Source organism: Asticcacaulis sp. YBE204, assembly GCF_000495855.1.
Classification (GTDB): Bacteria; Pseudomonadota; Alphaproteobacteria; order Caulobacterales; family Caulobacteraceae; genus Asticcacaulis.
Genome location: NZ_AWGF01000009.1, coordinates 150,040 through 171,176 on the forward strand (window position 1 = coordinate 150,040; position 21,137 = coordinate 171,176).

Here is a 21,137-nt window from a genome sequence, read left to right on the forward strand (position 1 = left end):
GCTTTTTTGCCCTTGTGAAGCCTGCCCGAACGCCCATATCCTGACAACGATTGCGGGAGGAAGAGACGTGGATACCGGCCTGTTACTGAACGTGTTCGTGTTTCTGGCGGCGGCCTGTCTGGTCGTGCCGCTGGCGGCGCGGTTCAAGCTGGGGGCCGTATTGGGCTACCTTGTAGCCGGTGTCATCATCGGCCCGTCGGGCTTCGGCTTTATCGACCGCGTCACCTCGACCATGCACTTCGCCGAATTCGGCGTCGTGATGATGATGTTCCTGATCGGGCTGGAGCTTGAGCCGCCGCTGCTGTGGCGGTTGCGCAAGACCATCGTCGGTCTGGGCGGATTGCAGGTCGTGCTGTCCTCGGCGGCCCTGATGCTGGCGGCGATGGCGTTCGGATTCAACTGGCAGACGTCGCTCGCCATCGGTATGGCCCTGTCGATGTCCTCGACGGCGCTGGTGCTGCAAATGCTGGAGGAGCGCAACCTGATGCGCACCCAGGTCGGTGAGGCGTCGTTCTCGGTACTGCTGTTTCAGGACATCGCCGTCATTCCGATCCTGATCATCATCCCGTTGCTCGCCGCGGGCGGGCACGGCGCCTCGGCGCACGGGGCCAGTCTGGTGGCCGACCTGCCGGTGTGGGCGCAGGCGGTGGCCGGTCTGGCGACGATCCTGCTGGTCGTCGCCGTCGGGCAGTTGCTGTCGCGCTATTTCCTGCCGCGCATCGCCAAGACCAATCTGCGCGAAGTGTTCACTGCGACCTCGCTGGGGCTGGTCGTCGGCGTCACCATCCTGATGCAGATGGTCGGCGTATCGCCGGCGCTGGGCGCCTTTCTCGGCGGGGTAGTTCTGGCCAACTCGCCGTATAAGACCACCATCGAGACCGACATTCAGCCGTTCAAGGGCCTGTTGCTGGGCCTGTTCTTCATTTCGGTCGGCATGGGGATGGATGTCGACCGCCTGTTGACCCAGCCGCTGCAATTGCTGGGCGCGGTCGTGGGTCTGATGGCGATAAAGGCCCTGATCATCTGGGTCGTGGCCCTGCGCTTCGACCTCAGGGGCATGGTCGGGATGGGGCTGGCCCTGTCGCTGGCGCAAGGCGGGGAGTTCGCCTTCGTCCTGTTCCAGTTGTCGGGGCAACTGGGGTTGCTGGAGCCCGACACGCGGCGTTTCCTGACGTTGGTCGTGGCCATTTCCATCGGCGTGACGCCGATCTGCCTTGAACTGTTCAATCGCTTCGTCGTGCCGAAATTCATGTCGGTGCTGCCCGACCGCGATCCGGATACCATCGAGGAACGCAACAGCGTCATCGTCGCCGGTTTCGGCCGTTTCGGGCAGATCGTCGGGCGCTTTCTGGTGTCGCAGGGCGTCAAGGTGACCATCCTGGAAAAGAACCCGGACCAGATCGAATTGTTGCAGAAGTTCGGCACCAAGGGCTATTTCGGGGACGCCACGCGGCTGGATGTGCTGCGTGCGGCGGGGGCCGAAACGGCGCAGATGCTGATCATCGCCATCGATGACGCGGACGGCGCGGTGCAGATCGTCCACCACGCCCGCGAACACTTCCCGAAGCTCAAGCTCTATGCCCGCGCGCGCAACCGCCGCCACGCCTACGAGCTGGATCGCGCGGGGGTCGACTACTATCACCGCGAAACGCTGGACTCGTCGCTGGCTCTGGCGCGCGAGGCGATGATTTCGATGGGCTATTCGAAGGCGGTCATCGATCGCAAGGCGCAGCAGTTTCTGGCGCACGACATCGTCACCCTGCGCAAGTCGTTCGCGTTCTTCGACAGCGAGCCCGATCTGGTCAATTTCTCGCGCCTGTCGCAGAAGGAGCTGTCGCGCATCCTCACCGACGACGCCGTGGATAGCGACGCAAGATAGGCTGACTGGGGGCGGGCTGATTCTGGACGGTTGACAAAAGGGGAGGTCAGACGGCCTGATAAGGCCAATGACCGTCAGAGTCGCCGGGAGAAAACCTATGTCGCATTCCAAACGCACCTTTCTCAAGGTGGCGGGCCTCGGGCTGACCGCCGCGCCGCTACTGGGCGCGTCGCCGCTCAGCGCACAAACCCGCGTGACCACGGTATCCGGCGTCCGTTTGAACGTCCGCGACTTCGGGGCAGTGGGCGACAGTGTGACGAAGGACACGCTGGCGCTCCAGCAGGCGCTCGACCGCTGCGCCGTGCTGGGCGGCGGCGAGGTGTTGGTCCCCGCCGGGATCTATCTGACCGGAGCGATCCGTATCGGCAACCGCACGGTGCTGCGGCTGGACGCGGCGGCGACTCTGCAAGGCTCGCCCGATCTCACCGACTATCCGCTGGCGCAGGTACGCTGGGAAGGCAAGTGGATCAAGGGGCATATCGGCCTGATCTCGGCGAAGGACGCCGACGATATCGGCATCAGCGGTAAAGGCAAGATCCTCGCCAGCCTCGACATCAAGGGCCGCGTCAACAAGGAGACCGGCGTCCGTCACGCCGCCCTGATCGAGTTCGTCGACTGCAAACGGGTGGTCGTCGAGGACGTCTTCACCAGCCAGAACGACATGTGGTCGATCCACCTGGTCTATTGCGAGGATATCGTCTTTCGCCGGATGACCGTGAATGGCCGTGCCGATGGTATCGACGTCGATTCGTGCAAGCGCGTCGTCATCGAGGACTGCGATTTCGACACCTATGACGACTGTATTTCGCTCAAGTCCGGGCGCGGCATGGAAGGCAACACCATCGGGCGGCCCACCGAGGACGTGCGGATTTCACGCTGTACGTTCAGGGACCTGCACTGGGCCTGTATCGGGATCGGCAGCGAAACCTCCGGCGGCATCCGCAAGGTGCGCGTCGATAATTGCAAGTGCCTGAGCGCAAAGACCTTCGCCATCTATATCAAGAGCCGTCCGGGGCGCGGGGCCTTCATCGAGGATATCCGCATGGATCATCTCGATGTGTCGGGCGCGGGTCAGGGCTTCCTGCGTTTCAACTTCCTCGACAGCGGCAAGCAGGACGAGGTGCCGGTACCGGGTCTGGGCGGTATTCCGACGGTGCGCGACCTGCACTTCAGCCACATTCGGGTGGAAAATGTCCCCATGCTGGTCGATGGCGGCAATATCCACCCGGACAAGCCGCTGGATGGTTTTTCGCTGACCGATGTCAGCGGTACCTGCGGCAAGGGTATGGTCCTGCGCAATATTCGCCGCGCCAACTTGAAAAATATCAAGGTGACGGGTTACGCCGGACCCTTGCTCAGCACGCACAATGTCAACGGTTCTGGCCTTGACGGAGCCGTGCCGACGCCCGCGGTCCAACCGGCCGCGCCCATCGCGCCGCCGGTGCCGTCCTATGTCCTCAAGTAGATCTAGTCGTCCAGCCCCTTGCCGTCGAGAATCTGCGGCACGGCCTTGTCGATGCGGGCCTCGCGCGTTTTTACCTGCTTGGCGGACGCAAAATGCAGAAGATAGGCGCGCTGACGTCCCGGCGTCAGGGCCTGAAACGCGTCCTTCAACCCGGTATCGGCATCCAGCCGTGCCCGGAATTCGTCGGGCAGGGTAAAAGCATCGGTTTTTTTGAAATCGACCTTCAGGCCGGCTTTTTCGACGTCGATCGCCTGCTGGACATAGGCCTTGATCAGGTTGTCCATGCGCGCGATGTCGTCGAGCCCCGTGAAGCGAATCTGCCGCGCCGCCTGTACGTTTTCGGTCTGCTGGATCAGCACGCCGCTCTCGTCTTTCAGCAGCGCGCCCTTGAAGAAGAGCAGGGCGCAATAGTCTTTGAAGCCGTGGATCAAGACGATATTGGCACCGTCCAGCGCATAACAGGGTTGCCCCCATTTCAGCTCTTCGCTCAGGCCGCAATCCAGGATCAGCGCCCGCAGTCGGCTGAATTCAGCCGACCATCGGGTTTCGTTTTCGATACGGCTATCGACCTTCGGATTCGTCATGCACCACCCTTTCATCCCGTGAACGGCGGTATCTTAACCTCAAACGCAGCGGTTTTACAAAGGCTTATGTGCCCATGAAGTCGGCGACCGCGCGCAGGGTATCTCTGGCATAGAGGATACGGCGATGGCCAAGTCCCGGCAAGGCGTGGACCGTTACGTGCGGCCCCGCCGTAGCGAATTCCTCGGCGCTGAGGTAGTCGACCTCCTTGTCGTCGGGGGCATGCAGGACCAGCGTCGGCACCGGGTCGCGCCGGAGGATATCGGCGCCGATAAAGGCGTCGACCTCATGACCGGTCAGGCGGCGCACATGGCTTTTCAAATGCCGGTCGGCGGCGGGCGACAAGTGGTGACGGCGGCTGAAAATGTCGAAGATGCGCGGCATGGAGTTGGGTGCGGCGACCAGCGCCAGCCGCGAAGCGCTTAGTCGCGGCAGGCCGTCGACCAGACCCGACAGGGCCGAGGTGATGACCGCTCCGCCGAACGAATGGCCGACCAGGCCATACCAGGGACCAGTCACGGCATGCAAAGCATGTAAGGCCCTGACCCCCAACGGCACGTGCAGGCGGTCGCCATCGGACCGTCCATGCGCGGGCAGATCGAAGACTATGACGTCGAACCCCTGTTCGAGCAAGGGATCGACGAAGGCCGACATCACCGCCGCCTGTCCGCTCCAGCCATGCACCAGTACGACGGTTCCGCGCCCACGACCCGTGAAACGGTAAGCCTGCAAGTCTCCCCCCTCGAACGGCACGCGAAAAGCTTCCGCACGATCGAGGCGCGCCTGCATGCGCGACATCCCGGCGCGGGCCTCATCGGAAACGGCGGGCGGCGTGCAGAACAGGTCGAACATGCGGTCGGCCAGCTGGATCGGATCGTCTGCCGGAGGCGCGGACTCTTGTACTGACATCAAATCGACCTTATTCTGTTCAGGGTTGAACAAAATTAGTTCAATGTTGAACAAATAACAAGGCGCAAATGGACCGGAAAAGCACAGGGGATCTATTGCCGTGGGACATGCCGCGTTTCCGCAACTGGATCGCGGTCGCCAAGGCGCACCAGATGGTCGAAAAGGTGTTGGGCGCACGGCTGGCGTCGCTGGGGGTGCGGCTGGCCCACTACGATATCCTGGCCAATATCTATCGCGTGCCGGGTCTGACGCAGAACGAGCTTGCCGAACGGTTACTGGTTGGGCGGTCGAATCTGTCGATGCTGCTGCCGGAGCTGGAGAAGCGCGGGCTGGTCGAACGCCGCGCCGATGCGTCCGATCGCCGGGTCCGCCGTCTGCACCTGACGGCAGACGGCGAGCCCCTGACCCGCGCGGCTCTTAAGATTCAGGCCGAGGTGATCGAGCGGATGATGACCATCCTCAGCGACGAGGAATGCGCTCAGGTCGGCGACTATATGCGCCGGATCGCCGCGCAGATGAGCCTTTGGGCGGCGGAAGACGCAACGGATTAAGAGTGGATAGGCGGGCGGCGCGTGATCGTGCCCTGATAAACCAGATAGGGCGTGAAGGGCAGGTCACCCGCCAGCGCCGTAAAGGCGCCGTGGTCGAGGTTCAGGCCGCCGGTAAAGCTGCCGAAGGCCGGCAGGATCATCATGTGTGCGTTGACGGCGAAACACTTGCCGCTCAGGCGGTGGCCACGGACGTGAACGCCCAGTTTCGGATGAAAATGGCCGATGATCTGCGGTCCGCCGGAGGGGACCGGTTCGTGGCGAAAGGCGATGCCGTCGATGACCGCTTCGTCGATAAAGGTCAGGCGGTCGTCGCGCACCAGCCCGACATCGTGATTGCCCTCCACCCACAGGCAGGAGCCGACGCCGTTGCACAGGCCCAGAAGGTGATCGCGCGTCGCCGCTTCCAGCCTTTGCCACGCGCCGCGGTCATGGAAGCTGTCGCCCAGCAGGATCAGGGTTTGCGGGCTATATTTTCGGATCAGGGACTCAAGCCGCAGCAGGGTGTCGTGCGTGTCGTAGGGGGCTATCGCCGACCCGAACTGCGCAAGGAAGGTCGATTTTTCCAGATGCAGATCCGACACGACCAGCACGCGCTCGCTCGGCCACCACAGGGCCAGATCGGCGTCGAGGACGAACCGGTGATGGGCGAAGGTGACTTCAATCGTCGAGGCCATGTTCGACCTCCGCGATCAGATGTTCGGCGGTGGCCTCGACGCCCTCTTGCGCCAGCAAGGCCGCCATGCCGCCGCCGGGCAGGCGCTCGGTACGCACATCGAGGATCACCGGCAGCGACAGGGGCGACGGCCGCGGCAGATCGACGAATTCGATATGGTTCTGGAATTTCAGGATCATGTCCTTCAGGCGCTCGACATCGAGCAGTTCGCGTTCGGCGTCGTCGTGGGCCAGATGCAGCAGGACGTGGCCGGGTTCGTACTTGCGCAGAACGTCGTAGATCAGATCGGTCGAGAAGGTCACCTGTTTTAGCGTCTTGCGCGCGGCATTGTTGTTTTGTTCGACAAGGCCGGCGATGGTCGCCACGCGGCGGAACGAGCGCTTGAGCATCGGCGATTCCGCCAGCCATTCCTCCAGTTCGTCGGCCAGTATGTCCGAGGAGAGCAGGTCGTAGATCATGCCGTCCGTAACCTGTTCGATGCTGTTGATGGCCAGCCCGTAGTCGGTCAGGGTAAAGCTGAGCGGGTGTAGTTCGTAGCGTTCCATGCGCCGTGAAATCAGCATGCCGAGCGTCTGGTTGGCGCGGCGGCCCTCGAACGTATAGAGGACCAGCGTATGGAGTTTATGGCGCGGAAAACTCTCGATCAGCAGGGTTTTGCGGTTCGGCAGCAACGAAAACCGCGATTGCAGGGTCAGCCAGTGCCGCACCGGTCCGGGCAGGCGGGCGATGGCGTCTCCCGATTGCAGCAGGCCGCGCACGCCTTCGGCGAGGAAGGTCGACAGGGGCATCTGTCCGCCGGAATAGGACGGCAGCAGCGGTTCCTTGGCGGCACTGGCGCGGGCCTCCAGCGTCATGTCGTAGATGCGCTCGAAGGCGAGCACCTCGCCCGCGAAATAGAAGGTGTCGCCGGGGCGCATCGATTGCCCGAACTGTTCCTCGATATCGCCCAGCACCTTGCCGCCGCGCCCGTGGCGTTTGCGGACGCGCAGCTTCCCGGCTTCGATGATGACGCCGATATTTTGCCGGTGGCGCTGGATGATCTGTTTGTTGGCCGGCACCCAGCCGTCCGGGGTCTCGATCAGCCGGTGCCAGCGGTCGTAGTTGCGCAGGACGTAGCCGCCGTCGATGACGAAGCGAAACAGAGCCTCGAAATCAGCAAAGCTCAGATAGCGATATGACCACGACGAGCGGAGGATGTCATACATCCGTTCCGGCGTGACCGGGGCCGAACAGGCGGCATTGAGGATGAACTGCACGGCCACGTCCTGCGAGCCGGGCAGGGGATGGTCGCCATCAAGCTGCCGGGCGGCGATGGCGGCGATAGCGGCTTCGCACTCCAGCACCTCGAAACGGTTGGCGGGGACAAGGAAGGCTTTCGACGGAACACCCACCTGATGGTTCGAGCGGCCGATCCGTTGCAGCAGGCGACTGACGCCCTTCGGTGCGCCGACCTGTATCACCACGTCGACATCGCCCCAGTCGATGCCCAGTTCGATGGCCGAGGTCGCGACCAGCGCGCGCAGTTTGCCCGCCGTCATCATACCGATGGTTTTGAGCCGCATCTCGCGCGTCAGCGAGGCGTGATAGATGGCGATGGGCAAAGCGTCCGAATTGGCTTCCCACAGGAACTGAAACAGCAGTTCGGCCTGCGCCCGCGTATTGACGAAGACGATAGTGGTTCTGGCCTTTTCGATCTCGGCGAGGATTTCCGGCACGGCGTATTGCGCCATGAAACCGGAATAGGGCACGGCCTTTTTGGTCTTGAGGATTGAGACCTTCGGTGGTTTTCCGACGGGACTGTCGAGGTGGGCCACGGGTTCGCCGTCGCGGCCCAGCCACTGACAGAACAGGTCAGGTTCGGCCACGGTCGCCGACAGGCCGATGCGGCGGTAGCCGGGGGCATAGTCTTCCAGTTGCGCTAGAGCCAGGGCGATCAGGTCGCCGCGTTTCGACGCCGCCACCTGATGGATTTCGTCGATGATGACCGCCTGAAGACTGCCGAACATCTGCGCGGCGTCGGGATAGGACAGCAGCAGCATCAGCGATTCCGGCGTGGTTAGCAGGATATGCGGCGGCTTGGTGCGCTGACGCTGGCGGCGATAGGACGAGGTGTCGCCGGTGCGGCTTTCGATACGCACGGGTAAATCCAGTGCGGAAATGATCGCTTCGACATTGCGTTCGATATCGTAATTTAACGCCTTGAGCGGCGAAATATACAGGGTGTGCAGGCCTTTAGGCGCGGTCTCGACGATGTCGATCAGCGGCCCGAGAAAGCCCGACAGCGTCTTGCCGGTGCCGGTCGGCGCCGTCAGCAGGGTGGAGTCGCGGCGCTGGAAATGAGCGGCCATTTCGCGCTGATGCGTCAGGATCGTCCAGCCTTGCTGGTCGAACCACTGCCGGAAGAGTTTGGGTATGATCGCCATGAATGGATTTGTAGCGTGAGCGAATATAAAGGGACAATTTCGGTTTTTTTCCCTCGCCCCTGTGGGGAGAGGGGATCATGACTCACCCCCGCGACTGGATCGAAGTGCGAAAGGAAGGTGTCTGGTGCAAGCCGGGCGACTTTTACATCGACCCCATGCAGCCGGTACACGCCGCCGTGGTCACCCACGGCCACGCCGATCATGCGCGGGCGGGCCACGATCACGTCTTCGCCACGCCGGAAACCCTGGCCATCATGCGCAGTCGCTACGGCGAAGCGCACTTCACCGAGGCTGAACATCCCATGCCCTACGGTCAGGCGCTGGAGATCAACGGCGTGCGCGTCAGTCTGCACCCGGCGGGGCATATCCTCGGTTCGGCACAGGCACGGCTGGAATATGAAGGATCGAGTATCGTCTTTTCAGGCGACTATAAACGCCGCGCCGACCCGACCTGCGTGCCCTTCGAACCGGTGCCGTGCGACGTCTTCGTCACCGAGGCGACTTTTGCCCTGCCGGTGTTTCGCCATCCGCCGCTGGAGGCCGAGATTGCACGTCTGCTGACCTCGCTAACGCAGTTTCCCGATCGTTGCCATCTCGTCGGAGCCTATGCGCTCGGTAAATGTCAGAGTATCATTTGCGCGTTGCGGGCTGCCGGGTATCAGGAGACCATCTACCTGCACGGGGCGATGGTGCGGCTGTGCGAACTCTATCAGACGCTCGGCATAGACTTGGGGCCGGTCGCGGTCGTGACGCCGGACAATGCCAAAACGCTTGCGGGAACAATCGTCCTGTGCCCGCCCTCGGCGCTCAAGGATCGCTGGTCGCGGCGGCTGCCGGAGGTGCTGACGGTGGCGGCGTCCGGCTGGATGCGCATCCGGGCGCGCGCCAAGCAAAAGGGTGTCGAACTGCCGCTGGTCATTTCGGACCACGCCGACTGGGACGAACTTCTGCAAACCCTGACGGACGTCGGCGCGCCGGAAATCTGGGTGACGCATGGCCGCGACGATGCGCTGGTCTATCAGGCGACGCAAATGGGTTTCACGGCGCAGGCCCTGCATCTGCTGGGCTACGAGGACGACAGCGAATGAAAGCCTTTTCCCGTTTGCTGGAACGCCTCTATTACGAACATTCGACGCTGGGCAAGACGCGGCTGCTGCTCGATTATCTGCGCACCACGCCCGATCCCGACCGGGGTTATGCCGTAGCGATCATCGCCGACAACCTGTCCCTGCCCAATTTCAAGCGCGGTATGGTGCTGGAGCTGATCCGGTCGCGCGTCGATCCGCAGTTGCTCAGCCTCAGCCACGACTATGTCGGCGAACTGTCGGAAACCGTGGCGCACCTGTGGCCGGGTAAGACCGAGGGCGACCTGCCCGCCCTGCACGAGGTCGTCGAGGCCCTGCGTCATACGCCCAAGGCGCAGTTGCCGGACTATGTGGCGGGCCTGCTCGACCGCATGACCTCGCCGGAGCGCTGGGCCCTGCTCAAGATCGGCACGGGATCCTTGCGCATCGGCGTCTCGGCGCGGCAACTCAAACAGGTTCTGGCGCAGTATGGTGATCAGCCGGTCGAGCGCATCGAGACGATCTGGCACGGCGTCGATCCGCCCTATGAAGATCTGTTCGCCTGGCTGGAAGGGCGCGCCGAGGCCCCGGCGGTGCATGAAAAACTGACCTTCACGCCGGTCATGCTGGCTCATCCGCTGGAAGCCAAGGATTATGGCCTGATCGTGCCGGAGACCTATGCCGCCGAGTGGAAATACGACGGCATCCGCGTGCAGGTCGTCCATTCGAGCGTGGGCCGCGCCCTGTTTACGCGTACCGGTGACGACATTTCCGGATCGTTCCCCGACGTGCTGGAGCACCTCAATTTCCACGCCGTGCTTGATGGCGAACTTCTGGTACAGCGCGGGGAGGAGATGGGCTCGTTCAACGACCTGCAACAACGGCTGGGCCGCAAGAGCCCGTCGGCGAAACATATGGCCGACTATCCGGCGGCGATCATGGCCTATGACGTGCTGATGCTGGAAGGCGAGGATGTCCGTCCGCAACCCTATACGGCGCGCCGGGCATTATTACAGGCCGCATTGGACAACTACCAACCCGGCGGCATCCGCCTGTCGCCGGATCTGCCCTATGCCGATTTCGCGCAACTGGAGACCCTGCGCGGCAGCGTCGACAATGCTTCGGTCATCGAGGGCCTGATGCTGAAACGCCGCGACAGCGCCTATGTGGCCGGACGGCCCACCGGGCCGTGGTACAAGTGGAAGATCAACCCGAAGCTGGTCGATGCGGTATTGATGTACGCCCAGCGCGGTTCCGGCAAGCGCTCCAGCTTTTATTCCGACTTCACCTTCGGCCTGTGGTCGGGCAATCAGCTCCTGCCGATCGGCAAGGCCTATTTCGGCTTTACCGACGCCGAGTTGAAGGAACTCGATAAGTGGGTGCGGCACAATACCCTCAACACTTTCGGCCCCGTGCGCGAGGTCAAAAAGGAACTGGTCTTCGAGGTCGCCTTCGACGCCGTTCAGCGCTCGACTCGGCATAAATCGGGCTATGCCCTGCGCTTTCCGCGCATCAGCCGCATCCGCTGGGACAAGCCCGCGCCGGAGGCCGATCATCTGCCGGTGCTTGAGGCACTCCTGGCCACGGGGGAAGGTAAATAAAACTACACCACTACCCCTGAATGGGGGTGGTGACGGCCGCGCATCCGGATGAATTATAACCACTTGTTTTTCAGGCGTAAGTTCGTCTTCGGTGGGGTGAGTCATATGTCGCGCAGGTTCATAATCAGGCTGGCTGTCACCGTTTCTGCGATGGCCGCCCTCGGCGCAATGACGGCGGAGACGCTGGCGGCACCTGCGGCGAAACCGGTCGCCGAAGCGAAACCCAAACCGGCCGATGTACCGCCGCGCGTGCTGGCTCTGCGGGAACGCATCAACACCACATTCAACGGCGAACCCCCGGCGGACCCCAAGAAGCTTCTGGTCGAGGCCTCCGCCCTGATGAAGGAGGCCGAAGCCGAACCCTTGCTGGGCGCGGAGCATTTCACCAAGGCCTCGATCTATTACGCGCTGGCGCTCTTTTACAATCAGGACGCCAAGGGTGCCGTCGAGGTTGTGGTCCGCGCGCGCAAGATCTACGAAGCCTCCGGGCTGGGGGAAACCCAGCTCTATGCTAATACCTTGCAGAACGAAGCCGTCTATCTCAACGGCGCGGGCCGGACCGAAGAGTCTCTGGTGACGCAGCAGCGCGCCTACGAGGTCATGTCGAAGGTCAGCGGCCCCGACAGCCCCGAAGTCGGCGCCATTCTGGCGTCGATGGCGGTGGCCTATGGCCGTCTGGGGCGCTTAAGCGAATCCATCGCCGCCTATGAACGCGGCCTGCCGCTGATGACGCCGGAAAACAGCAGCCCCAGTTCGCTGAGCGCGCAGTACGGCAACTATGCCGACCGGCTGGAAACCGTCGGGCAGTACGAAAAAGCCGTCGAAATGAACCGCAAAGCGCTCGATATCGCGGTCAAATATTCGACCGAGGAAGAACGCGCCTTGCGCTGGGCCTATAGCCGCCTGAGCGAGCGCATGTTGCCGTTCAAGCGCTATGAGGCCGCTGAAATCTATGCCCGCAAGGCGCTGGATCTGGCAATCAAGTATTCCGGCAAGATATCGCCCGATACCGGCATTTTCACCTACCGTCTGGCGCGGGTCTATACCCAGTCGGGGCGCCTGGCTGAGGGGGAAGCCCTGATGCTGGAGGCGCTGGAGATCATCAAACAGAAGCCGTCGGTCGATGCGCCGGACGTGCTGGGGATCGCCTGGCTGGAGCTGGCCCGCTACGCCAGCTGGCGCAACGATCTCGATCTGGCCGAAACGCGGGCACGCGCCGGTTTGGCAGCGGTGGAGCCGCTGGGGGCGCGCGGCCTCGTGACGCGCAACGGCCTGCACGTGCTGATGGGCAGTCTGTTGCTCAAACATGGCCGTTACGCAGAGGCGCTGGCCGAGGTGCAGCCGACGCTTGACTATTACCGGACGCAATTGCCGCCGCACGCGCGGGCGCGGATCAATGCCGAAAGCCTCGAAGCTCTGATTCTGGCGCGACTGGGGCGCACGGCGGAGGCCTATGAGAAGGCGGCAGCGCTGGACGCGGTCCTGCGCGGGCGGCTTCAGGACTTCGCCCTGACCGGTGAGGAGCGGGCGGAAAACGCCGATTTCTACGGTCTGGCCTATATCCGGTTCGCCGATATCGCCCTCTCGGCGGGCAAGCCGGAAGAGGCCTTCGCGGCGGCGCAGATGGCGGCCTTTTCCGAGGTTGCCTCGACGGCACAATCTCTGGCCGCGCAGGCCGCGCTCAAGGACGTCGCCGCCGCCGATGCCGCCCTGAAGCTGCAACGCGGACAGGTGCGCAAGCAGCGTCTGGACCGTCAACGCGCCTATGCGCAGGCCCGAGCGTCGCAGTCCAAGGCGGCGCAGGCCGAAAGCGAGCGTGTCCTTGCCGACATTGCGGCGGTGGACAAGGAGTTGCGCGTCCTGCACGGCGAGCTGATGGCGGCGTTCCCGGCCTATGACGCCATGCGACTGCCCCATCCGGTGCGGCTGAGCGAGGCACGGGCGGCCTTGAAACCGGGGCAGGCCGTCCTGCTGCCGTTTCAGGTCGACGACCGCATGATTTCGATGGTCCTGACGCCGAAAGGGCTGAACTGGTCGGCGACGACGATGGCGGAAGCACAGGCCGGGCAATATATCGGCCGGGTGCGCAGCTCTATCGATGCGGGGCTGCTCGATCCGAACGCCGCCTTCGATCGCACGGCGGCCTATGCACTGGGGCGGGCGGTCCTGCCGCCGGACCTGCGCCAGCAGATGTCCGGCACGAAGGAAATCGCCGTCATCGGGTCGGGCAAGATCATGACCCTGCCGTTCTCGTTGCTGGTCCTCGATCCCCCGAAGGGCCGTGACGACGACCCGGCGGCGTTACGCGGCACAGCCTTCCTGATCAAGCGTTATGCGGTATCGGTACGGCCCGTCTTCGCGGTAGCGGATCGCGCGATGGATGTCGTGGGCACGGGCTTTGCCGGGATCGGCGCACCGCTTCTGGGGCCGTCCGGCGACCTGCTGGCCGACCTGCGCGGCAGTCCCTACGCCCTGCCGGGGGAGATCGAAAACCGCGGCGGCGGGGACGACGACTATCGCGGCAATCTGGCCGACATCAAGGTGCTGAAAACCCTGCCCAGCCTGCCATTCGCCGCCGAGGAGCTCAACCGGATGGCGGCGATCCTCAAGGCCGACAAGACCCTGCTGCTGGTGGGCAAGGACGCCACCGAAGCGAAGGTCAAGGCCGCCCGCCTGAGCGATTACAGCGTCGTCGCCTTCGCCACGCACGGCCTGATCGGCGGGGAAACCGGCCGCGTGGGCGAACCGGCCCTGGTCCTCACCCCGCCGGACGTGGCCTCCGAGGCCGATGACGGTCTGCTGACGGCGACCGAGGTGTCCCTGCTCCGGCTCAATGCCGAATGGGTCATCCTGTCGGCGTGCAATACCGGTTCGGCGCGGGAAACCGGCGCGGCGGGCTATAGCGGTCTGGCACAGGCCTTCATGCAGGCGGGGGCGCGCAATCTGCTGGTCTCGCTCTGGCCGGTGCGCGATGACGCCGCGGCGCGACTGAGCGTCGGCACGCTCAAGGCCAATGCGGCGGGGCTGTCGAAACCGGACGCCCTGCGCAAGGCGACGCTCGATCTGCTGAAAGACCGCAAGGTGCCGCCGCACCCGGCCCTGTGGGCGCCGTTCTCGCTGATCAGCCGGTAACGTTGCACAAGCCGCCATTGAGGCTGCGGCCAAGGTGGCGTAGCCACCGCCCGGCGAGGGACTAAAAAAGACTCATCTGCGGATCGCCGCCCTTGAACGGCGCGGGTTCTCTCCGCTCGCGCGGGCCGTCGAGGCCGTGACGCTTGACCGCAAGCGCGAACCGCTGCGCCATAAGCTCGGCGAACGGTCCCGTGCCGCGCATCCGGCTGCCGAAATTCGCGTCGTTGAGCTTGCCGTCGCGGCACTGGCGGATGTGGTTGAGCACCTTGTCCGCCCGGTCGGGGAAGTTGAGGCGCAGCCAGTCCTCGAACAGCCGCTTGATCTCATGCGGCAGACGCACCAGACTGTAACCAACGCGCTCGGCTCCCGCCTCGGCGGCGGCCTTGACGATGGCCTCCATCTCATGATCGGTCAGGCCGGGGATCATCGGCGCGGCCAGAACGCTGATCGGTATGCCCGCCGCCTTCAGCGCCCGCACGGTGTCGAGCCGCTTTTGCGGCGCGGCCGCGCGCGGCTCCATCACACGGCTCAGATGCCGGTCGAGCGTGGTGATCGACAGGGTCGCCGAAAACAAACCGCGCGCGGCCATCGGTGCCAGCAGGTCGAGATCGCGCAAAATCAGGGCTGACTTGGTGACGATATGGACGGGGTGGTTGAATTCCGACAGCACCTCCAGGATCGACCGGGTCAATTTTTCCGTTCGTTCGGTGGGCTGATAGGCATCGGTATTGATGCCCAGCGCCAGCCGTCCGGGGGTGTATTTCGGATGCGACAATTCCTGCCGCAGCAATTTTGCGGCGTCGGGCTTGCGAAAGATACGCGTCTCGAAATCGAGCCCCGGCGACAGGTCGAGATAGGCGTGGGTCGGTCGCGCAAAGCAATAGATGCAGCCGTGTTCGCAGCCCTTGTACGGGTTGATCGAACGGTTGAAGCCGACATCGGGCGATTGATTGTAGCTGATGATCTTGCGCGCCGTATCGACGCCTAAGATCGTTTTGACCCGCTCTATGCTTTCGTCTTCGTCCCAGTCCGACTGAGACCATTCATCGACGCTCTCATAACGATCTGGCGCGTCGAAACGTCCGCTCAGGCGGTTGGACACCGCGCCGCGCCCCTTGCGCACCCGGTCTGGAAGGGCGTTTTCATCCGTGATGGGCTCGGTACGCAGCTTGGGGATCGGCATGGGGCGAGCATACCGTCAAATCGGAACATTTCAAGAACAAATTAGATCATCCAGTAGGGTGGATCGCCGAACGCGGCCTTCAGATGGGCGGCGAGGGCGCGTAGCTTCGCCGAACTGCGGCGGCCCTCCGGGTGCGCCATGAAAACAAACTCAGGCGCGGGCGACCATCCGACATCGAGGACGATCAGACGACCTTCGCGTACCGCCTCACCGGCAATGAAGCTGGGCAGCAGCGCGATCCCCAAACCGCCCACCGCCGCGTCCAGCAGGATGTCGCCATTATTGGTGACCAGCGCCGCCTCGGTGCGGATGATGCGGCTGCCGTCGGGCGTATCGAAGCGCCAGTCGGCTGCGCCGCGATGGGCGTAGAACAGGCCGCGATGATCGGACAGGTCATCGAGCGTGGCCGGCGTGCCGTTTGCTGCCAGATAGTCAGGCGCGGCGACCAGCAGACGGCGGCTGGTCGCCAGACGCCACACGATCAGCCGCGACTCGACAATAGGGCCGTGGCGCAGGACCGCATCGTAGCCTTCCGAGGCTATATCGACGCGGCGGTCGTCGAGGTCCAGTTGCAGCTCGATGGCCGGATGCTGCTTCAGGAAGGGGATCAGAGCGGGCGCGAGGTGCATCCGTCCGAAGGTCACCGGCGCGGCCAGCCGCAGCGGACCGGCCAGCGTCCCGCGCCGTTCGGCCAGATCGGCGGTGGCGGCGCGGGCTTCGTCCAGTATGCGTTTCGCCCGCTCGAGAAACGCCGCGCCGTCCTCGGTCAGGGACAGCCGCCGGGTCGTCCGGTGGATGAGCGGGGCCGAGACCTCGCGCTCCAGTTCCGCCAGACGCTCGCTGACCACGGACTTGGCCAGCCGCAGCCGGCGCGCGGCTTCGCTTATCGACCCGGCCTCTGTCACGGCGACAAAAGCGGCCACGCCTTCCATCTTGATCATCGTTCGGATATCCGGACATAAGTTTCAATTTTTGCAGACTAATCCGGACGAACGGACGGCGCTATATGTTTTTTCAGTTCAGCGGGACATCGGGTTCCGCCACGAAACGAAAGGACACGACAATGACCCGTTTGGCTCACAAGACCGCCCTGATCACCGGTGGCACCAGCGGTATCGGCCTCGAAACCGCCCGTCAGTTCATCGCTGAAGGTGCGCGCGTCGCCGTCACCGGCAGCAGCGAAGCCTCCATCGCCGCCGCCCGCGCCGAACTGGGCGATGCCGTGATCTATATTCAGGCCGATGCCGGGGATGTCCGCGCGCAGGCCGCCGTCGCCGAGACCGTCAAGGCCGCCTTCGGGCGTCTCGATGTCCTCTTCGTCAATGCGGGCAAGGCCGATTTCCGCCCGCTCGACGCCTGGGACGAAGCCGCCTTCGACGCCAGCGTCGCGATCAATGTCAAAGGCCCCTATTTCCTCATTCAGGCCCTGCTGCCGCTGTTCAGCGACCGCGCCTCTGTTATCCTCAATACCTCGATCAACGCCCATATCGGCATGGCGACCTCCAGCGTCTATGCCCTGACCAAGGCGGCACTTCAGTCGCTGATCCGCACCTTGTCGGGCGAGCTTATCGGGCGCGGCATCCGCGTCAATGCCGTCAGCCCCGGCCCGATCGTCACGCCGCTGCACACCAAGCTGACCGCCGGTCTGCCAGACGCAGAAGCCAAAGCGGTAGCCGACGGCATCGCCGCTCAGATCCCGCTGGGGCGCTTCGGTCAGCCGAGCGAGGTGGCGAAGATCGTGGTGCTTTTTGCCTCCGACGAAGCCCCCTTCGTGGTGGGTAGCGAACTGACCGTCGACGGCGGGATGAGCACGCTGTAAAGTGATCGTGGGGCATCCCGCTAGCATGAATGTCTGTGCCAACGGGTCACGAACTTTCTCGCGATACCAGACAAGGCGAATTGATGACTTTACCCGACGGCCTGTGCGCCTTTCCCCTTACGCCGTGTTCACCCGACGGTCAGGTCGATGAGACGGGCCTGCACCGGCTGGTCACGCGTCTGGTCGAGGCCAGAGTCGACTCGATCGGACTTTTGGGCAGTACGGGCATCTATATGTACCTGTCGCCTCAAGCGCGTCGCCGCGCGCTTGAGGTCGGTCTGGCGGCGGCAGGGACTGTACCGGTGGTAGCAGGCGTCGGCGCCCTGCGAACCGACGAGGCCGTGCGCCATGCACAGGACGCAAAAGCCATCGGGGCGGCAGCGGGTCTGCTGTCGGCGGTGTCCTATACGGCCCTGTCCGAGGACGAGGTGTTCGAGCACGTATCGACCGTCGCCCGCGAAAGCCGGTTGCCGATTGTTCTCTACGATAATCCCGGCGCGACGCATTTTCATTTCACGCCGGCCCTCGTGCATCGACTGGCGCAGGTGCCGGGGATCGTCGCCATCAAGAACCCCGGTTTTGAGCGGGCGGCGCTCGAACAACATCTGGCCGAGCAACGAGGCTACATCCCCGAAGGGTTTTCGATTGGCTACAGCGGCGACTGGTTTTGCACGGAGGCCATGATCGCCGGCGCGGACGTCTGGTACAGCGTGCTGGCCGGTGTGTTCCCCGATATTTGTCGCCGGATCGTGACCGCTGCGCGGGCCGGTGACGCCGTTGAAGCGCGGCGTCTCGATGCCGAACTCGCACCGTTGTGGGCGTTGTTTCGTCGAAGCGGGAGCCTGCGGGCTATCTATGTCATGGCGGAGGCGCTGGACATCTGCCGGGCGGAGCCGCCGCGTCCGCTCCTGCCGCTGCCGGATGCGCAAAGGCAGGCCGTTATCGAGACGATGCAAAACATCTTCCCGTCAGGATATTTGCCCGATTAGGGTTAGCTTTCCTCGATCCGCCGGTCGGATTCGCGGGTGATGCTTACCTCGGCGAAATCGAGCTCTTCCTGAAGGATCAGATAGGCGTCGGCACCGACGCGTTCTTCCCGGCGCAGGATCTCCAGCCGTTCGCGCTGCGCCCGCAGGGCATGGCGCCCCAGGGCGCGCTGATCTTCCAGCGCGGTATCGTCGGGCGTCAGCGCCGCCGTACGCGAGGTCTCGAACTCATAGCGCCAGAAGTCCGCCGCCGGGCCTTCGTGCGCCTTCAATGTTTTCAGCGCCGTGGCCGCCAGATCGGCGCGCACCTCGGCCATTTCCTTGTCGAGGCCGTTGTCGCCGTCGAGCTTCAGCCAGCGCACCAGCGACGGCAGGCTCAGGCCCTGAATGACGAGCGTCGCCAGCACCACCGCGAATGCCGTCAGCACGATCAGGTCGCGGTCGGGAAAGGTCAGGGGCAGTGAAAAGGCCGTCGCCAGCGTGACCAGCCCACGCATCCCGCACCAGCCGACCAGTATGCCCTGACCGAGCGTCGCGGGCTCCAGATCGCCGCGCGCCGACCGAAAGCGATGGGCCAGCCGATTATAGATCAGCAGCCAGACCATCCGTACGCCGATCAGGCATACGACCACGGCAACGGCGAACCCAACGGCGGCATGGAGGCGATCCGGCGTCATGCCGCTGACGATGGCGCGGGCCTGAAAGCCCATCAGCAGGAAGGCGAAGACGTTCAGGCAGAACACCACGGCGTCCCAGACGGCAAAACTGTGGATGCGCATGCGCGGCGGCGTGCTCAGGTTGGCGGAATAGGCGATGGTCATGGCGAAGGCGACGACGCACAGGACCGCCGACAGGCCGAGCTTTTCGGCGACGATCCACAGGCCGAAACAGGTGACGAACTCCATCAGATTGGCGCCGCGCGTGCCGGTGACGATGGGCGTGATATAGCGGAAGGCCCACGCCAGAGCGACACCGAGAAGAATGCCGCCCGGCGCCGCCAGACCCAGCCGCAGCATCAGATCGCCGCCGCCGCTGTTGCGGCTTTGCAAGGCGACGGCGGCGGAAAACAGGAGCAGGGCGGTCGCGTCGTTGAGCAGGCTTTCGCCTTTGAGCACCGTCACCGACCGCCGGGGCATGTTGACGCTGCCCAGCACGGCGGTGGCTGCGGCGGCATCGGGTGGCGCGACGATCGCGCCCAGCGCCAGAGCGGCAAACACGGGCAGACCGGCCATGACGACACCGAGCCACGCGACGGCACTGGCACTCAGCAGCACCGCGACCACGGCCAGCGCAAACAAGGGCCGCCAGTAGCGACGGGCGGCCACCAGAGGAAAATCGAACGCCGCATCGACGATGGCCGGGGCGATGAACAGGGCCAGCGCCATATGCGGGTCGAGGCCGATTTCGGGCGCGCCCGGCACCAGCGCCAGCAAGACACCGGCCGCAGCCAGCATGGTCGGGTAGGGGATCGACAGCCGCCGCGAGATTTGCAGTAGTCCGATGGCTATGGCGAGAAGGACAAGCAGGCTTTCGAAAAAGGTCATGCGTGCGCTCCCGCCAAATAGGTTTCTATGTGTCGGGCGGCGTCGATCCCGCTTTGCCACGCGCCGTGGGCGGTCGAAAAATCGTGCGCCGAACAGGCCTCGCCCGCAAAGCAAAGGCGTTCGCTCACCGGATGCGACAGGACGGCGCGGGCGGCGTGATGGCCGGGCAGGGCGTGACTGTACGATCCGCCTATGGTCGGCTCTTTGGCCCACCGCGTCGTAATCAGGGGCGAGAGGCCGCGCGCGAAATCGCCGCCCAGCAGGTGCGTCAACTCTTCGATGGCAAAGGCGGTGGCGGCGTCGGGTCCTTGCCGTTCGAGGTCGCGCGCCCACGCGCCGCCCAGAAAGCACTCTATAACGGGGCGTCCAAGCGGCCTGAGGTAATAGCTGCCGGTCTCGGCGCGGTCCGTGCGGCCGAGCAGGTGCGATTCCGGCGGCACGGCGTCGGGATCGTTCATCGTCAGAAACACCTTGTCGGCAAGGCCGAGCGGCAGGTGCGACGCGGCCTCCAGATGATCGTCGAGGGCGTGAGAGAAACGGATATCGCCGCGCGCCAGCACCGTTGTCGGGACCGCCACGATGACGGCGGCGGCGCGGATGACACTCTGATCGGTTTGCAGCACCATATCCTTATCGCCGGCGACCGACCTGACGCGCGTCGATAAGCTTACAGGCACGTCAACGCCCAGACCGGTGATGAACGCGCCATAGCCCTCCGGCAACCGCCAGTTCGATTCGCTGGCGGCGTCCTCGTAGGCGAGAAAATCCTCAGCGGACAGCTGATCGAGTTCGGCACCGTTCATGAAGCTGCTCAAACCGTCGGCGAAGGGACGCCAGCGATCGGTTGCGGGCAGGGCGTCCGAGGCCCGGTCGCCGGGCGGCGGCGTTTCACGCAACCGATTCTTCAGGGACTCGAAAGCGTTCCACGCCCCCTGCTGGTCCTCAGGCGAAAAATCGATATTGCCGAGCTGTTTCGACCACGCGCTTTCACGACGGTCGAGCGGGTGACCGAGCGTGTCGGCTAAAGCCGCCAGGGGGTTGCGTTCCGCCGAATGCAGCCAGCCACAGCCCATGTCAAGCGGCAAGCCGTCGATGTGTCGGGTAAAGGCGCGTCCGCCCAGACGCGGCAGGGCCTCGATGATCCGCACGGATCGCCTATGCCCGATCAAATAACGCGCCGCCGCAATCCCGGCGGCCCCACCCCCGATAATGGCGACATCCAGTGTGCCGGTCATACGAACGCATCTCCTGAAAGCCCGATCCGGAATCGTTTTCAAAGAAATATCGTATCGGCAATGAAGTCAAAACACAGATTGGTAAGACGCT

Annotated in this window: 16 protein-coding genes; 8 read left to right on the plus strand and 8 right to left on the minus strand. The window is 64.0% G+C overall.

Translation table 11 applies throughout. From position 1 onward, the window contains the following. Positions 1 to 67 precede the first annotated feature (67 nt). Both AEYBE204_RS31540 and AEYBE204_RS31545 read left to right on the plus strand, forming a co-directional pair. Entirely contained in the window at positions 68 to 1,879 is a 1,812-nt protein-coding gene (locus AEYBE204_RS31540) for a monovalent cation:proton antiporter-2 (CPA2) family protein (RefSeq protein ID WP_023462545.1), read from the plus strand. Positions 1,880 to 1,976: 97 nt separating this feature from the next. Beyond that, positions 1,977 to 3,344, plus strand: coding sequence for a glycoside hydrolase family 28 protein (locus tag AEYBE204_RS31545; protein WP_023462546.1), 1,368 nt, complete (start codon positions 1,977 to 1,979; stop codon positions 3,342 to 3,344). Between the two features lie 2 nt (positions 3,345 to 3,346). Here the strand turns inward: AEYBE204_RS31545 and AEYBE204_RS31550 are convergent, their stop codons facing one another. Together AEYBE204_RS31550 and AEYBE204_RS31555 are read right to left on the minus strand one after the other, a co-directional pair. After that, entirely contained in the window at positions 3,347 to 3,928 is a 582-nt protein-coding gene (locus AEYBE204_RS31550; protein ID WP_023462547.1) for a YdeI family protein, read from the minus strand. Positions 3,929 to 3,992: 64 nt separating this feature from the next. Beyond that, on the minus strand, positions 3,993 to 4,835 hold the full coding sequence (locus AEYBE204_RS31555; RefSeq protein WP_052019443.1) for an alpha/beta hydrolase: 843 nt from the start codon (positions 4,833 to 4,835) through the stop codon (positions 3,993 to 3,995). 68 nt (positions 4,836 to 4,903) lie between these two features. Between AEYBE204_RS31555 and AEYBE204_RS31560 the strand changes: the two genes are divergently transcribed. Continuing rightward, entirely contained in the window at positions 4,904 to 5,386 is a 483-nt protein-coding gene (locus AEYBE204_RS31560) for a MarR family winged helix-turn-helix transcriptional regulator (RefSeq protein ID WP_031230737.1), read from the plus strand. Here AEYBE204_RS31560 and pdeM read toward each other — a convergent pair. Together pdeM and AEYBE204_RS31570 are read right to left on the minus strand one after the other, a co-directional pair. Continuing rightward, positions 5,383 to 6,060: a ligase-associated DNA damage response endonuclease PdeM gene (gene pdeM, locus AEYBE204_RS31565; protein ID WP_023462550.1), complete on the minus strand. Its 678-nt coding sequence runs from the start codon at positions 6,058 to 6,060 to the stop codon at positions 5,383 to 5,385. The two genes, AEYBE204_RS31560 and pdeM, sit on opposite strands and share 4 nt — an antisense overlap. After that, entirely contained in the window at positions 6,044 to 8,482 is a 2,439-nt protein-coding gene (locus AEYBE204_RS31570) for a ligase-associated DNA damage response DEXH box helicase (RefSeq protein ID WP_023462551.1), read from the minus strand. Before AEYBE204_RS31570 ends, pdeM begins: the two co-directional genes overlap by 17 nt. A 77-nt stretch (positions 8,483 to 8,559) precedes the next feature. Between AEYBE204_RS31570 and AEYBE204_RS31575 the strand changes: the two genes are divergently transcribed. The 3 genes from AEYBE204_RS31575 (at position 8,560) to AEYBE204_RS31585 (ending at position 14,279) form a co-directional block, all read left to right on the plus strand. Then, positions 8,560 to 9,570 (plus strand): ligase-associated DNA damage response exonuclease, encoded by a 1,011-nt coding sequence (locus AEYBE204_RS31575; protein ID WP_023462552.1) that lies wholly within the window; start codon positions 8,560 to 8,562, stop codon positions 9,568 to 9,570. Next, positions 9,567 to 11,147: a cisplatin damage response ATP-dependent DNA ligase gene (locus AEYBE204_RS31580; RefSeq protein WP_023462553.1), complete on the plus strand. Its 1,581-nt coding sequence runs from the start codon at positions 9,567 to 9,569 to the stop codon at positions 11,145 to 11,147. Before AEYBE204_RS31575 ends, AEYBE204_RS31580 begins: the two co-directional genes overlap by 4 nt. A 105-nt stretch (positions 11,148 to 11,252) precedes the next feature. Next, positions 11,253 to 14,279, plus strand: a complete 3,027-nt coding sequence (locus AEYBE204_RS31585) for a CHAT domain-containing protein (protein ID WP_162148408.1) — start codon at positions 11,253 to 11,255, stop codon at positions 14,277 to 14,279. A gap of 61 nt (positions 14,280 to 14,340) precedes the next feature. Here AEYBE204_RS31585 and AEYBE204_RS31590 read toward each other — a convergent pair whose 3' ends face one another. Further along, positions 14,341 to 15,462 (minus strand): PA0069 family radical SAM protein, encoded by a 1,122-nt coding sequence (locus tag AEYBE204_RS31590; protein WP_023462555.1) that lies wholly within the window; start codon positions 15,460 to 15,462, stop codon positions 14,341 to 14,343. A gap of 41 nt (positions 15,463 to 15,503) precedes the next feature. Further along, the gene (locus tag AEYBE204_RS31595) at positions 15,504 to 16,403 is read right to left on the minus strand and encodes a LysR family transcriptional regulator (protein WP_023462556.1); all 900 of its coding nucleotides are present in this window, start codon (positions 16,401 to 16,403) and stop codon (positions 15,504 to 15,506) included. A gap of 122 nt (positions 16,404 to 16,525) precedes the next feature. Here AEYBE204_RS31595 and AEYBE204_RS31600 point away from each other — a divergent pair, with 122 nt between their 5' ends. Both AEYBE204_RS31600 and AEYBE204_RS31605 read left to right on the plus strand, forming a co-directional pair. Then, on the plus strand, positions 16,526 to 17,281 hold the full coding sequence (locus AEYBE204_RS31600; RefSeq protein WP_023462557.1) for an SDR family oxidoreductase: 756 nt from the start codon (positions 16,526 to 16,528) through the stop codon (positions 17,279 to 17,281). A gap of 83 nt (positions 17,282 to 17,364) precedes the next feature. Beyond that, complete coding sequence (locus AEYBE204_RS31605) at positions 17,365 to 18,270, plus strand: dihydrodipicolinate synthase family protein (protein ID WP_023462558.1); 906 nt, start codon at positions 17,365 to 17,367, stop codon at positions 18,268 to 18,270. 2 nt (positions 18,271 to 18,272) lie between these two features. On the opposite strand, the gene AEYBE204_RS31610 is transcribed toward AEYBE204_RS31605, so the two are convergent. Next, positions 18,273 to 19,811 (minus strand): sodium:proton antiporter, encoded by a 1,539-nt coding sequence (locus tag AEYBE204_RS31610; RefSeq protein ID WP_023462559.1) that lies wholly within the window; start codon positions 19,809 to 19,811, stop codon positions 18,273 to 18,275. Beyond that, the gene (locus AEYBE204_RS31615; protein WP_023462560.1) at positions 19,808 to 21,046 is read right to left on the minus strand and encodes an NAD(P)/FAD-dependent oxidoreductase; all 1,239 of its coding nucleotides are present in this window, start codon (positions 21,044 to 21,046) and stop codon (positions 19,808 to 19,810) included. The genes AEYBE204_RS31610 and AEYBE204_RS31615 overlap by 4 nt, the downstream gene beginning before the upstream one ends. Positions 21,047 to 21,137: the final 91 nt, after the last annotated feature.